The sequence below is a fragment of the Actinomadura sp. NAK00032 genome, assembly GCF_013364275.1.
Taxonomy (GTDB): Bacteria; Actinomycetota; Actinomycetes; order Streptosporangiales; family Streptosporangiaceae; genus Spirillospora.
In genome coordinates this window covers 6,802,207-6,816,024 of record NZ_CP054932.1, presented here as the reverse complement: position 1 = coordinate 6,816,024, position 13,818 = coordinate 6,802,207, and the positions used below count along the sequence as shown (strand labels likewise).

General features: G+C 72.9%; 11 protein-coding genes. 3 read left to right on the top strand and 8 right to left on the bottom strand.

Going from position 1 to position 13,818, the window contains the following annotated elements; all coding sequences use genetic code 11:
* Positions 1-35: 35 nt before the first annotated feature.
* The 7 genes from HUT06_RS31125 to HUT06_RS31095 form a co-directional block, all read right to left on the bottom strand.
* Positions 36-404 (bottom strand): hypothetical protein, encoded by a 369-nt coding sequence (locus tag HUT06_RS31125; RefSeq protein WP_176198960.1) that lies wholly within the window; start codon positions 402-404, stop codon positions 36-38.
* Positions 401-2,428: an SseB family protein gene (locus HUT06_RS31120; RefSeq protein ID WP_176198959.1), complete on the bottom strand. Its 2,028-nt coding sequence runs from the start codon at positions 2,426-2,428 to the stop codon at positions 401-403. Before HUT06_RS31120 ends, HUT06_RS31125 begins: the two co-directional genes overlap by 4 nt.
* A 63-nt stretch (positions 2,429-2,491) precedes the next feature.
* Positions 2,492-4,159: an SseB family protein gene (locus HUT06_RS44875; protein ID WP_254715477.1), complete on the bottom strand. Its 1,668-nt coding sequence runs from the start codon at positions 4,157-4,159 to the stop codon at positions 2,492-2,494.
* A gap of 107 nt (positions 4,160-4,266) precedes the next feature.
* Positions 4,267-5,811, bottom strand: coding sequence for a hypothetical protein (locus HUT06_RS31110; protein ID WP_176201747.1), 1,545 nt, complete (start codon positions 5,809-5,811; stop codon positions 4,267-4,269).
* A 176-nt stretch (positions 5,812-5,987) separates the two neighbouring features.
* A complete protein-coding gene (locus HUT06_RS31105) occupies positions 5,988-6,236 on the bottom strand; it encodes a hypothetical protein (RefSeq protein ID WP_176198958.1) in 249 nt (82 codons plus the stop codon).
* A gap of 186 nt (positions 6,237-6,422) precedes the next feature.
* Positions 6,423-7,163 carry a cytochrome b/b6 domain-containing protein gene (locus HUT06_RS31100; RefSeq protein WP_176198957.1) on the bottom strand — a complete coding sequence of 247 codons (741 nt, stop codon included), beginning with the start codon at positions 7,161-7,163 and terminating at the stop codon, positions 6,423-6,425.
* A complete protein-coding gene (locus tag HUT06_RS31095; protein WP_217711538.1) occupies positions 7,150-7,854 on the bottom strand; it encodes a molybdopterin-dependent oxidoreductase in 705 nt (234 codons plus the stop codon). The genes HUT06_RS31100 and HUT06_RS31095 overlap by 14 nt, the downstream gene beginning before the upstream one ends.
* A 94-nt stretch (positions 7,855-7,948) precedes the next feature.
* On the opposite strand from HUT06_RS31095, the gene HUT06_RS31090 reads away from it, so the two are divergent.
* The 3 genes from HUT06_RS31090 (at position 7,949) to HUT06_RS31080 (ending at position 12,947) form a co-directional block, all read left to right on the top strand.
* Complete coding sequence (locus HUT06_RS31090; protein ID WP_176198956.1) at positions 7,949-8,530, top strand: HhH-GPD-type base excision DNA repair protein; 582 nt, start codon at positions 7,949-7,951, stop codon at positions 8,528-8,530.
* Positions 8,531-8,879: 349 nt separating this feature from the next.
* Positions 8,880-11,036: a SpoIIE family protein phosphatase gene (locus tag HUT06_RS31085; RefSeq protein ID WP_176198955.1), complete on the top strand. Its 2,157-nt coding sequence runs from the start codon at positions 8,880-8,882 to the stop codon at positions 11,034-11,036.
* A gap of 252 nt (positions 11,037-11,288) precedes the next feature.
* Complete coding sequence (locus HUT06_RS31080) at positions 11,289-12,947, top strand: RNA polymerase sigma factor (RefSeq protein WP_176198954.1); 1,659 nt, start codon at positions 11,289-11,291, stop codon at positions 12,945-12,947.
* A 113-nt stretch (positions 12,948-13,060) separates the two neighbouring features.
* Here the strand turns inward: HUT06_RS31080 and yaaA are convergent, their stop codons facing one another.
* Positions 13,061-13,804 (bottom strand): YaaA family protein, encoded by a 744-nt coding sequence (yaaA, locus tag HUT06_RS31075; protein ID WP_176198953.1) that lies wholly within the window; start codon positions 13,802-13,804, stop codon positions 13,061-13,063.
* Positions 13,805-13,818: the final 14 nt, after the last annotated feature.

The window sequence follows — 13,818 nt, the reverse complement described above, 5'->3', positions numbered from 1 at the left end:
CCCGCGTCACTGACCGAGCGCACCCGCCCCGGGGCTCAGGCGGTCTCCTCGTGCAGGTCCTCGACCTCGTGCCTGGACGCCCACGCCTGGTACACGCCGCGGTCGAACAGCTCCAGGCCGAGGCCCTCCGCCACGGGAGCCTTACCGCCGCAGTACTCCACCCGGAGCCAGCCCTCATGCTCGCCTAGCACCACGAAGGGTTCACCGCGCCACGTGCAGTGCGTGGTCACGTACTGCAGGCGGTCGACATCCGCCAGGGGCACCACCTGGACGAACCGGTCCGGCGAGACCTGGCGGAAGCCGTCCGCGTGCCGGGCGGCGTACAGCCGCACCTGCTCGCCGTCGGGGCTGGCCTCGTACTCGCCGCCGCGCCAGCCCGCGTAGAACCCGTGCCGGATGCTCATCCCCGTCCTCCCGGCAGCTTCACCAGCCACCTGCGCAGATCGGCGTCGTACCCCGCGACCAGCGTCTCGGCCCCGCGCGCGTCGAGCCGGTACAGCCCGGCGCCGTGCGGGAGCCGCTGGCTCTCGATCTTGAACTCCGGGATGGCCGGGCCCTCGCCCGGCGCGTACCCCGACCCGGGGAACGGCGCCCGCTCGATCACCCAGCCGCCCGGGATGATGCCCATGCTCCACTCGTCGATCCCGCCCAGCGGGCGCCGGAACAGCGCCGGCCGCACCGCCGGCCACCGGATCACGAAGACCTGCTCGTCCGCGTGCGTGAAGGGCGACCCCTCGTACACCAGCCCGAGCGCCCGGATCATCGCGGCGGGGGACCGGATCTCCCGCACGTCCTGCAGGCGGTGGACGTAACCGGCGACAAGGTCGTAGCCGCCCTCCAGGTAGTGCTGCACATGCTCGGGCCGCACCACCTTCTGCATCACCACCACTTGGGACGGAGCGTCGCGGCGCGCGTCATCGCCGCTCTGTGCTGCGGCAGGGGTCTCTTCCCGCTCAGGGGTGGGCTTTTGCTTGGGGGCGGGTTTGTCCCGACGGCCCTTGCCCTGGCCGTAGAGCGGCGCGACCGGGAGGCCATGCGGATCGCTCGGCGTTTCCCGAGGCGGCGTTTCCCGTGGCGGCGTTTCCCGCGCCGGCGGTACCGGTGCGGCGGGCGGAGGCGGCGGTGGGGCGGCCGCCGCGGGGCGCGGGGGGTGCGCGGGCGCCGGAGGACGCGGAGCCGGGGGCGCCGGCGGGGCGGGCGGCGGCGGAGGGGCCGCCGTCGGAGCGGCCGCCGGGGCCGGCGCGGCGGGGGCCGGAGTCGGTGCGGTGGGGGTCGGAGGCGGTGCGGCGGGGGCCGGAGGCCGGGCCGCGCGGACGGGCGGCCGTGGCGGGACACCGGCGCGGGGCGGGCCTGTGGGCGCCTCTGGCGGCACGGCGGACGCCGCCGGTGCCTGCGGACGGCTCCGCGCCGGTTCGGGGCTCTGCGGCGGCTTGGCGGTCTGCGGCCGCAGGGGACGGATGTCGGTGCGGGTGTCGGTGCCGGACGGCGCGGCGTCGCGGGCCCGGCGGCGGGACGACGGCCCCGCGACGTGGACGTCCGTGGGCGCCGGCGGCGTCGGGGCGGCGGGCCTGCGCGGCTCCTCCGGCTCGAGAAGCGCCTTGGCGTCCAGGTAGCAGGCACTGGGCAGGCCGGGGTTCACGGCCAGCTGCCACTCGGGATGCGGCCAGCGGCGGGCGAGCTCGGCCAGCGTCGCCTCGCGGTGGTGGACGGCCTGGCCCTGCAGGGAGCGGTCCATGGCGCCGGGCGAGGTGAACGCCAGCACGAACGTGCCGTCCCCGAACTGGGCCGTGGCGAACTGGTGCTCGCCCGCGCCCGGCTCACCCGGCGCGGGCAGGTAGAGGGTCGCGCGCGCGAGGAGCTCCAGGTAGCCGTGCTGGTCGCCGCGTTCCCTGGCGTCGGTGAGGGCGTCCTCCAGGGCGGAACCGGACGGCCGCGCGGCACGGGCGGCGGACGCGGCCCGCCGGGCCTCGTCCTCGGGGACGGCCAGCGGGATGCCGAGGCCGGGCAGTGCCAGCGGCCCGCCCTCCGGCCCGGCCTTGCTCGCCTGGTAGACCAGCTCGAGCGGGGACTCGATGCCGTACACGTCGCGGAAGGCGGCCACCATCTGCCCGGCCAGGAGCGCGCACGCCTCCACGTGCTCGGCCGAGGCGCGGCCGCCGCGGTCGCGCCAGGTGTGGCGGTCCCACCAGTTCTTGCGCTCCTCCCCGGCCGGGGACTCCCAGCCGAGCGCGCTGAGGCGCCGCTCCTGCCGCGGGGCCAGCGGGCGGGGCAGGAACGCACTGCCGACGGCCTCCGCGTCCAGCACGCCCTCGGAGCGCATCGCCTGCACGTAGGGCAGCCCGCTCGGCCCCTGCACGATGAGGAACGACTTGACCGGCAGCCGTGAAAGCTCCAGCGTCAGCCGTTTGGCGAAGTCGTTCCAGTCCACTCGGGATCCACTTTCACGTCCGCGGGGCGAGGATGCCGTACTCGACGGTAGCCGAACGGTGAGTCACTCGGTCCAGGGTGCCGGAACGGCGTCGGCCCTTACCTGAGTCCAGACGCCGCCTATGGCGTCGTACACCGCGAGCGGTGTCTCGTCACCGTCACTGGACGTCCGCCAGAGCCGGGTGCCGTGGGGCAGCCGCATGGGGGCGCCCGCAGGCCGCCTCTCGGGGGAGGAAGGCGTGTTCGGCGCCCGGTTCGCGGGTTGAGCGGGCTGAGCGGACTGCACGGGCTGCTCGGGGGCAGGCCGGGGCGCCGGCGGCGGATCGCTGCGCGGCTGGTCCTGGGGCCGCTGCTCCGCGGGCGGCTGAGCGTCCGGTGCCCGGTCGTCGGACGGCCTGTCCGCGGGGATGTCCGCGGGCTTGTCGGACGGCCTGTCCGCGGGCTTGTCGGTCGGTGCGCCGAGGGGAGGCGCGGCGGCCGGTGCCGGTTCGCGCGCCTCGGGCTCGGCCGTGCCCGCCGCCAGTGCCGCCCGCAGGTCGTCCACCGTGTACGGGTCGATCGCCGTGTGCGAGTCGTCGTAGGAGTCGTGCCGGCCGTCCGCACCGGGCAGGTCGGGGACGGAACCGTTCAGACTGGGAACGGAGCCGTTCACCTCCGGGGCCGAGCCGTTCAGCCCTGGGGCCGTGCCCCCGGCGACGGGGTTCGGCCCGGAGAGCGCGTTGGGATCGACCCTCCCGTACGGATTGGACGCCTCCTCCGGCCCTGCCGCCGCAGGAGGCTCCTCCGGGCCGCCGCTCAGCCGGACGAGGGCTGACGAGTCGAGCAGCACCTCGCTGGGCAGCCCCCAGTTGATCGCCACGCGCCACGCTGGATCCGGCCAGCCGGAGGCCAGCCGCGCGAACGTGGTGCGCCGGTACAGCCCGGGGTGGCGGTCGCCGGTGCGCGCGAGGGCGCCCGGCGAGGTGAACACGGTGACGTGGGTGTCGCCGCCGATGGCGATGGTGGGGAACTCGGCGCGGTCGGGGTCCTCCACGGCGGAGGCGGTCGCGGGGAGCACGAGGTCGGCGCTCTCCAGCAGCCTGAAGTAGGTGGTGTTGTCACCGTTCGCCTTGGCCTCGGCCAGACGGGGCTCCAGCAGGTCGGCCTCCGCACCCGGCAGCCCGTCCGTCGGCAGCGGCATCGGCGTCCCCGCCGGGGGAGGACCGGCCGGCTGCACGCCGGCCTCGGGCAGGACCCCGCCGGACGCGGCGCGCCGCTTGCTCACCCTGGACGGGTCGGCGACGTCGATACCGAACCCGACGAGTTCGATGAGCCCGGTCCCGTGCCGATGGAACGATTCGTACACCAGGTCGGACGGGCGCCGGACGCCCTGGACGTCGCGCAGGGCCGTGACCATCACGTCGGCCAGCCGCGAGTAGTCGCCGTCCGTCACGCCGAGCATCCCGCCGGGGGCGCCGGCCTCGGGCAGCTCCGTCCACCAGTTGCGCGGCGCGGGGTCGGCGGGCGGGCGCCAGCCCGCGTCGCTCATGACCTCCTCGTCGGCCACCGTGAGCAGCAGCGGCCCGTCGAGGAAGTTGTTGCTCACGGCCTCGGCGTAGAGCCGGTCGGGCTCGCGCATGGCCTGGACGTAGTGACGGCTCTCCTCCCGCTCGCGCACGATGAGGATCGTGTCGCGCTCGAGCCCCGCCAGCTCACGTCCCAGCCGCCGGGCGAACTCGGACCACTCCAACAAGATCACTCCCTACGGCCGGGGGCCGGCCCCCGGGCCCCGGAGACCCCGCGAGACCATGCCCGGGTCCCGATGATTGTCGTCGGGGACGCCGCGCGCAAACCGGGAGTTCACTCGGGCGGGGGTTCGTGACGAAGCACACGCAGCGCGTCGCGGAGCGCCTCCGGGGCGTGCCCGAAGCGGTCGAGGACGTCGATGAGCCGGTGCAGGATCTCGTGCCGTTCGTAGCCGACGTCCAGCAGCGCCTGGGCGGTCGTCCACAGCTGCGGGGGCCGGCCGTCCCACAGCCGCGCGGCGAGGCGCTCGTGCGCGTCGAGGTGGGCCTCGTCGGCGCCGGGATGCTCGAACTCCAGGATCGCGCGCCGGTCCTCCGGATCGGCCGGATCGAGTTTCGACAGGTCGATGAACCCGTGCCGGCCCGACCGCCGGTGGGTGCCCGACAGGAACGGCATGGCGAACGCCCGGCGGGGCAGCGCCTCCAGGTCGCCGTCGGGCAGCAGCCGCTCGACGAGGTCGCGGTCGAGGCCGAACGCGGCCGGGTCGCGGTAGGCGTCGGCGAACTTCGCGGTGGCGTCCCAGAGTGCGTCCAGCGTGGCCCTGATGCCCTCCTCTGGAAGACCCGTGCGCCGCCCCGCCCACCGGACCCAGGCGGCCAGCACGTGCGGGACAGCCTCTTGTTCCGAGGGGGACAGCAGAACCTTCCTCGGCAGCCAGTCGAGGAGGAACATCTCGCATTTGACGGGGGAGACCCGCAGCGGCCGGCCGAAGTCGTGGGTGCAGCCGTAGTCGATGATCCGGTCCGCGCACTTGCTCGCGGCGGAGAGGTCGGACAGCTCCTCCGCCTCGTCCGAGGCGAGGAACCGGGCCGCGATCGTGGCGCGCCTGTCCCGCCCGTACACCGGCGGCTGGGGCAGCCGCCCGCCGGGCGGCAGGATGTCCACGCGCGCGCGGACGAACGCGTGGTAGGTGCCGAATGTGTCGTTCACCGGCGGGTCGTCGAGGTCGTTGGTGAGCTCCAGGGCGCTGCGCAGCAGCGCCGCGGTGTCGCGGAGGTCGAGCTCCTCGAACCGCATCAGCGGGTTCTCGCGGCCGTCGCGGCGGCACCGGTCCAGGAGCGCGTCGACCCGGGAGGAGACCCAGGCGTCCCTGACCATGCCGCTCACCGGCGGCACCGCCGGCGCCGCCGGGACGGCGCGGGCGAACGGGTCGCCGGACGGCCGGACGGCCCCGGCCTTGGTGCGGTCGACCACGATGACCAGGGCGTGCCGCTCGGTGCCGCCGTAGGTGTAGGTGCAGACGACGGAGTCCTGGTCGCCGTAGACGTCCCGGGAGACGAAGCACCCCTCCGGCTGCACCATTCCCACGCGGTCGGCCCATCCCGGCCGCGCGACGCCGCCGGCCATCAGCTCCAGCGCCGCGCGCTCGGCCTTGGCCGCCTGCCGGGGCGTGCCCAGGTAGGCCATCCCGGTCAGCAGGGCCAGCGCGGCGGGCGTGGCGGCGGCCCTGGCATGGTCGACCAGCGCCTCGCCGAGGACCTCCTCGACGTCGCCGTCCGGGAGCCGGTGCCCCCACCAGGAACCGAGGATCTCGCTGACGATCAGCTCCGCGTCCAGGGGGCTGCGCACGGCGAGGAGCTCGCGCGCGTGCTGCAGCATGCCGTCGAAAATGGCCGAGACCTCGTCCGGGGGATTGTGGCCGTCCCGGGCCGGGTCCCCGGAGGAGCGGTTGCGGCTGCGGGGACTCACCCTCCTAGCCTCTCAGATCGCGCGCGCACGATGGCCGGGACACGGCCGAATACCGGGGGGATCCGCGCCTTTCGCGCGCGAGCCGCTCAGCCGTCCGCCCCTCCGGCCTGGCCGCGCCCGGACGGCGGCTCCGACTTCAGGACCCCGGTGAGATGCTCGCGCGCCATTCGCTCCACTCTGTCGGGCGTGGCGTCCAGTCCCAGGTGGTCCATGCATGCCCGGACGTCGTCCACGCACCGCCGGACCGCGTCCGAGGGGAAGGTGGTGAACTCGTCACAGAGGCGCCGTGCGAGCGCTTCGCGTGTCTCGATTTGGTGATCGGTCAGTGCAGGCATCTTGCGCACACCTCCGCGCACGGGGTTCCGGCAGGCGGGGACGCCGCCGGCTGAGGCGAGGCGCGGCACGGACCGGCCCCGGCGGGGGGATTCCGTGGAAACCCCGCCTCGATGTCCCATTCCAGCGCTTTAACGGGAAGAGTCAAGACATGCCGGGGGCGGCGTTCGGCAAATTCTGGACGGCCCTCAGGTGCCGCCCCGGTGCCGCCCGTGCGTTCCGGCGCCGTGCGTTCCGGAGCCGCGCGGCTCGGTGCTGTGCGGCTCGCCAGGCGCCTCACTGTCGCCCCAGGCGGCGTGGTGGCGCGCTGCCCAGCGGCGGTCCACCCGCCCGGTCAGCATCCCGGTGAGCGCGTCACGATCCCGCAGCGCCTCCCACAAGTGCCCGGCCGTCACCACGACGACGGCGAGGAAGAGCCAGTCGTGGACGAACGTGGCCCCCGTCCGCCACCGGTCACCCCACGGGTCGGGGAACGTCATGATCTCGCCGGTGCCGAGCATGACGAGGATCGCGCCCGCGGTGAACGCCGCGTTGAGCTTCTGCCCGGCGTTGAACTTGCCCACCGGCAGGATCCCCCGCCCGCCCTGCACGGCCCTGCGGTCGCCGCGTCTGAGCCATTCCCAGTCGTGCGGGGCGAACCTGTTCAACCGTCCGAGGTCGGCCCTGAACGCACGTGACAGCAAGCCCAGCACGATGGGCACGGGCAGCGCGAACCCGCACCACACGTGGACGGTCTTGACCATCTCCCTGCGGCCCACCAGCGTCGACAGGACCGGCAGATAGAGCAGCGCGGCGGTCAGCAGGCAGACGAGCATCAGGAGTGCGGTCACATGGTGGATCGATCGCTCCGCCCGCGTGAACCGCAGCAGCCAACGCGACGCACCCGCCTCCCGGACCTCCTCGTGCCCGCGCGTGTCATGTCGGTGCATCGTTACGTCCGTTCGACCGTCCGACCCAGGCGTCCACGTCGTAACCGAGGTTCTCCCAGTAGCCGGGCTCCACCCTGTTGGTCAGTTCGATGCCGCCGAGCCATTTCAGCGACTTGTAGCCGTACATGGGCGCCACGTAGAGGCGGGTGGGGCCGCCGTGATCGTGGGTTACCGGCTTGCCGTCCATCTGCGTCGCCACCAGGACGTCCCTGCGCCGTGCCTGTTCCAGCGTCAGCGACTCGGTGTAGACGCCGTCGAACGACGTGAACCGCACGGCGCGCGCCTGCGGTGACACGCCGACCGCGTCCAGCAGGTCGGGCAGGGCGACTCCCACCCAATGCACATCCGGCACCCGCCAGCCCGTCACGCACTGGAAATCGCGGTCGATGACCGTTTGGGGAAGCCGCGCCAGATCGGCCAGCCGGAACGCCTGGGGCTTGGCGACGAGGCCACTAACGGTCACGCGGTGGGTCGCCGCGCTGTGCCGCTTCACACCGTCCGTGACGGAGTAGTAGCGGAAACCGCCTGCGGCCGGCAGGACGTCCCCGATCGGGCCGACCGGTGCCAGCGTCCGGCTCACCTTGTCCTGGACGGACGCTCCCACGGCGACTCCCGCGACGCCGATGCCGAGCATCCCCAGCACGACCCGCCGCCCGACCGGGCTGCCCTGTGTCCGCTCATGCTCACTCACCACTTCATTCGAGCACCGTGCGGCCGCACCCACCAGGGCCGCGCCGCGCCCGTAAGACTTCTGACAGATCTCAGGGCCGCCCTAAGCTGGTGCCATGGCCACGAAGGTTCAACTCGCACAGCGTCCAGAAGCCGACGAGCTGCTCGGACGCAGCCCGCTGGCGGCGCTGGTGGGCATGCTGCTCGACCAGCAGATCCCGATGGAGTGGGCCTTCTCCGGCCCCTACACCATCACGCAGCGGCTCGGTTCGGACGACCTGGACGCGCACGAGATCGCCGCCTACGACCCGGAGCGGTTCGCCGCGGTGCTGTCGGAGAAGCCCGCCGTCCACCGCTACCCCGGCTCGATGGCCAAGCGCGTCCAGCAGCTGTGCCAGTACCTCGTGGAGAACTACGACGGGGACGCCGAGAAGGTGTGGAAGGGCGTCGACAGCGGCAAGGAGCTGTACAAGCGACTGAACGGCCTGCCGGGGTTCGGCAAGCAGAAGGCGCAGATCTTCCTGGCGCTGCTGGGCAAGCAGTACGGCGTCCGGCCGGAGGGCTGGCGCGAGGCCGCCGGCGCCTACGGCGAGGAGGGCTCGCACCGCTCCGTCGCCGACATCACGGGACCGGAGTCCCTGGCCCAGGTGAGGGCCTTCAAGCAGGAGCAGAAGGCCGCCGCCAAAGCCGCCAAGTAGCCGCGCAGTGCCAAGTAGCCGCGCAGCGGGGCGGCGAGCCGGAGACACACCCGGACTGGGGAAGTTGACGCGCGGTGACGCCGGAGGGTCGTAACATTCCCTACTCGCCGTCCGGACGGGCCGCCCCGCGCGTCCCGTACAGCGGTGTCCGAATCCGGTGCGTTCGTCCGGGACCGAAGGGACAACGATGTTCAGCAGGGGTTCCGTACACGCCGAACCATCGGGATGATGAATACCTGACTCCGACCGGTGTTGTGATGGAGGCGGGAGCGCTAGCCTGCTCCCATTCACTCATAGTGATGAAAACTTGCCGCGCGGTACGGGACCCTCTGGGGCGGAGGTGTTGTCCATGAGCACCGAGACGTCCGTTCCGCATCCCCGCGTCTCAGGGGTGGAGGGCAGGCCCATGGATGCGTCCGATGCCGCGCTGTACGCGACCTTGCTGAAGGAAGGCCCCGGCGGGCTGGCGTTCTTCGACCGCGACCTGCGCTGCCGCAAGGCCAACGACGCCCTGGCGGCGCTGCTCGGCGTGCCGCTGCGCGAGCTTCTGCAGCACAGACCGTCCGAGGTGCTGCCCGAGGCGCTTGCCGCGGCGTTCGAGACGGCGCTGCGGAAGGTGGTCGACGAGGACCGCCCGGTCAGCGATCTGGACCTCGTGGTTCCGGCCGGCGAGGCTCCCGGCGGCTCCGCGCCCGACCCGGCGCCCGGTGCCGCGCCCGGTGTCGCCACGGCCGTCGAGGAGCGCATCCTGGCCTGCACGTGGCTGCCCGCCAGGGACGCCGAGGGCACCCAGACGGGCGTCGTCCTCACCGCGCTGGACGTGACTGAGCGTCGCCGGTCCGAGGAGGTCATCCGCCGCAAGGAGCAGCGCTACCGCTCGCTCGTGGAGGCCAGCGCCCAGGTGGTGTGGGTCGCCGCCCCGGCGGGCGGCGTGATCGACGACGCGCCCGAGTGGCGCGCCATCACCGGGCAGACGCCGGACGACTACGCCGTCGGCGGCTGGCTGTCGGTGGTGCACCCCGAGGACCGACCCCGCATCGAGTCCGCCTGGCAGGAGTGCGTCGAGGAGAACCGTGTCTTCGAGACCAACTACCGCATCCGCACCAAGAGCGGTACGTATCGGCACTTCGACGTCCGGGCCGTGCCGATCTGGCAGGGCGACACGGTCATCGAGTGGGTCGGCGCCAACACCGACGTGACCGGCCAGCGCGAGGCCGAGGAGATGCGCGGCAGGCTGACCGAGCAGCTGTCGGCGGCCGCGCTGCGCACCGCGCGCCTGCAGCAGGCCACCTCGATGCTGGCCGAGGCCCTGACGGTCTCCCAGGTCGTCCAGGTCATCACCGAGGTCGGACGGTCCGCCATAGGCGCCGACTACTCCGCCGTGGCACTGCTGGACGACGACAAGTTGCGCCTCAGCATCGTTACGCCGTCCCAGCCGGGCTCGGAGGGCGAGACCAGCCCCGCCTCCCGCGACGACATCAAGGTCAGCGACCAGACCGTGATGTCGGTGGCCGTGCGGGAGAGCCGGCCGTTCCTGGCCGAGCACCCCGACAGCCTGCGCCTGCAGCTCGGGCACGGTGAGCGCGACCTGTTCGCCCAGCACACCGAGGAACGCGCCTGGGTGGGCCTGCCGCTGCTGGCCGCGGGCGCTCCGATCGGCGCGCTCCGCTTCTCGTTCACCCGGCCCAGGGAGATCACCGAGGAGGAGCGGGTCTTCCTGGAGGCCCTCGCCGGCCAGTGCGCCCTCGCCGTCGAGCGGGCCCTGCTGTTCGAGCGCGAGCACCGCACCGCCGAGGAGCTCCAGCGCAGCCTCCTGCCCAGCGACCTCCCGCAGCTGCCCAGCATGGTGCTGGCGGCCCGCTACAACCCCGCGACGCGCCACGTCCAGGTCGGCGGCGACTGGTACGACGTGTTCCGGCTGCCCGACCGCCGGCTCGCCGTCGCCGTCGGCGACGTCATGGGCAAGGGCGTGCTCGCCGCGGCCGGAATGGGACGCGTCCGCAACGCCCTGCGCGCGCTCGCGCTGAACGACCCGCGCCCCGCCGCGGTCCTGGCCGGCCTCGACCGGCTGTTCAGCGCCACCGAGGACGAGGAGCAGTTCACCACGGTCGCGTACGTCGTCATCGACCCCGAGAGCGGGCAGGGCGAATTCAGCAACGCGGGCCACCCGCCGCCCCTGCTGATCTCCCACGATTCGCCCGCGCGCGTCAGTTCGCTGGAGCCCGGCACGCCCCTCGGCTGGCCCAGCCAGCGGCAGCAGACAAGTTTTTCCATCGAGACCGGCAACACTGTGGTGTTCTATTCCGATGGACTTGTGGAGAACCGTAGGCGTGGGGTGGACGCCGGGCTGGACGAGCTTGTCGCCGTGGCCGCGGACGCCCCACCTGAAGTGGTAGGAGATCCCGAGAGACTCGTCGACTTCCTGGTCGATCGGATGCTTGCCGGATACGAGCAGGTGGACGATGTGACCGTGCTCGCCCTGCACGTCCCGCCCGAGCCCGCGTGAAAACCGCCTGAGACCGCGTCAAGACGGAGTAGCACGTTCGAAGGACCGTCCCGCGCCCTCTAAGGTGGAGTGTTACCGGGTAGGACTCCAGGGCGGAATGCGCAGCAGTGCCAGAATGCTTGACCCAGACAGAGCGGGTACGCTGCGGTCCCGCACCGGTGGTCCGCTCCGTGTGTGGTCCCACCCAGTGTGAGGCCGGGCCCGTCAGGGCACTTGGGTCAACCAAGCCACACGTTCGTTCGAGAGGTATTTGTGTCGCCTGCTAGCTCGACCTCGAAAGCGTCGGATCTGCACGATCACGTCATCGCGCAACTGATCGAGCGTGGACGGTCCCAGGGTTACCTCGAAGCCGACGACGTACGCCGTACGTTCGAGGAGGCCGACATCCCCGTGTCGAAGGCCTCCAGCATTTTGCGGAGCCTCAGCAAGGAGGGTGTGACCGTCATGGTGAGCGCTGCCGACTCAGCGGCGCCCAAGCGTCCGCGCAAGCGCGCGGCGCAGGCGGCGCGCAAGCCCAGGACCGCCGCCGCCGCGAAGGAGCAGCCCGACACGGTGACCGCCGTCGTCGGCGACGACGCGCCGGAGGAGGCCGCCGCCGAGCCGCGCCCGGCCGCCGCCAAGCCGGCGCCCAAGAAGCCCGCGCCCCCCAAGGGCGCCAAGACGAAGAAGGCCGCGCCCGCCAAGAAGGCCGCCGCCGCCGTCAAGGGCGCGCCCGTCAAGGCCGCGCCGGCCAAGAAGGGCGAGGGCCCCGAGGCCGACGACGAGGTCGAGGTCGACCTCGACGAGGACCTCGCCGACCTCGACGTCGAGCTGGAGGACGACACGGCCGCCGAGGTCGAGGAGCCCGAGGCCGACGAGGAGGAGGCCCCGGCGGCGCCCGCCGCCAAGGCCGCCCCCGCCGGGAAGGGCGCCGAGGGCGCCACCCCGTCCGAGGAGGAGGGCTTCACCCTCGGCGACGACGACGAGGACGCGCCCGCCCAGCAGATCGCCGCCGCCGGCGCCACCGCCGACCCGGTGAAGGACTACCTCAAGCAGATCGGCAAGGTCCCGCTGCTCAACGCCGAGCAGGAGGTGGAGCTCGCCAAGCGCATCGAGGCCGGGCTCTTCGCCGAGGAGCGCCTCGCCGTGTCCGCCGCCGCGATGTCCGAGGAGGACCTCGAGGACTTCGAGTGGATCGCCGAGGACGGCCGCCGCGCCAAGAACCACCTCCTGGAGGCCAACCTCCGCCTGGTGGTGTCGCTGGCCAAGCGCTACACGGGGCGCGGCATGCTGTTCCTGGACCTCATCCAGGAGGGCAACCTCGGCCTGATCCGCGCCGTCGAGAAGTTCGACTACACCAAGGGCTACAAGTTCTCCACGTACGCCACCTGGTGGATCCGGCAGGCGATCACCCGCGCGATGGCCGACCAGGCCCGCACCATCCGCATCCCGGTGCACATGGTCGAGGTCATCAACAAGCTGGCCCGCGTGCAGCGCCAGATGCTCCAGGACCTGGGCCGCGAGCCCACCCCGGAGGAGCTGGCCAAGGAGCTCGACATGACCCCGGAGAAGGTCGTCGAGGTCCAGAAGTACGGCCGCGAGCCCATCTCGCTGCACACCCCGCTGGGCGAGGACGGCGACAGCGAGTTCGGCGACCTCATCGAGGACTCCGAGGCGATCGTCCCCGCCGACGCGGTCAGCTTCACGCTGCTGCAGGAGCAGCTCCACTCCGTCCTGGACACGCTCAGCGAGCGCGAGGCCGGCGTGGTGTCGATGCGGTTCGGCCTCACCGACGGCCAGCCGAAGACCCTGGACGAGATCGGCAAGGTGTACGGGGTGACCCGGGAGCGCATCCGGCAGATCGAGTCCAAGACCATGTCGAAGCTGCGGCACCCGTCCCGGTCCCAGGTCCTGCGCGACTACCTGGACTGACGTTCGACCCGGGATTCGACCTGAGATGAGCAGGGCCTCGCGCGCACGCGCGGGGCCCTGCTCTCGTCATGCCGGTGGAACGGGCGCGTCGACCGCCTGCTCCCGCCGGTGCGTCAGTCGTGCAGGACCACGTCCAGGTCGGTGCCGTTCAGCTCGGCGGTGTGGCCGAGGTCGGCGACGGCCTTCAGGAGCTCCTCCGGGGTGCGCGGCGCGGCGCCCGCCTTGAGGAGGTCGTGGGCGATCTTCCCGCGGGTCGCCTTGGCCATGTGGCTGACGACGGTCCGCTTGGGGACGCCGCCGGTGACGCGCTCCCGGAACACGCGGACGGCGACGGCCGGCTGCGGCGCCTTCCACGCCGACGCGTACGGGCCGGAGCGCATGTCCACGATCAGGTCGTCCTCCAGCCGCAGCGCCTTGCTCATCGCCGGGCGCCACAGCGTCCCCAGACGGCCCGTGGGCGGCAGGGACACGCCCATGGCCAGCCGATAGGGCGGGACCCGGTCCGTGAGCCTCAGCGCCCCCCACAGGCCCGAGAAGACGATGATCTGCGCGGCGGCCGCGTCGGGGTCCAGGCCGGGGAGGTCGAGGTTGTCGTAGAGGACGCCGGTGTAGAGCCGCGCGGCGGGGAGCGTGGGCGCCTCCCGCAGCGCCTTGTTCCGGGCCAGCGCCTCGTCCGCCTGGCCGGCCGGGAGCCCGAGCACGTCGGCGGCGTCTCGCCGCTTGCACGCCCTGGTGAGGCCCGCGAGGACGCGCTTGCGCGTCGGGGTGAGCCCGGGGAAGCTCAGCGAGGCCAGGTCGAGGGGCGGACCGTCCCCGTCGGTAGCCTTCTTCTCCGACGGCGGCAGCAGGATGTGCACGATCCCCCCGAAAG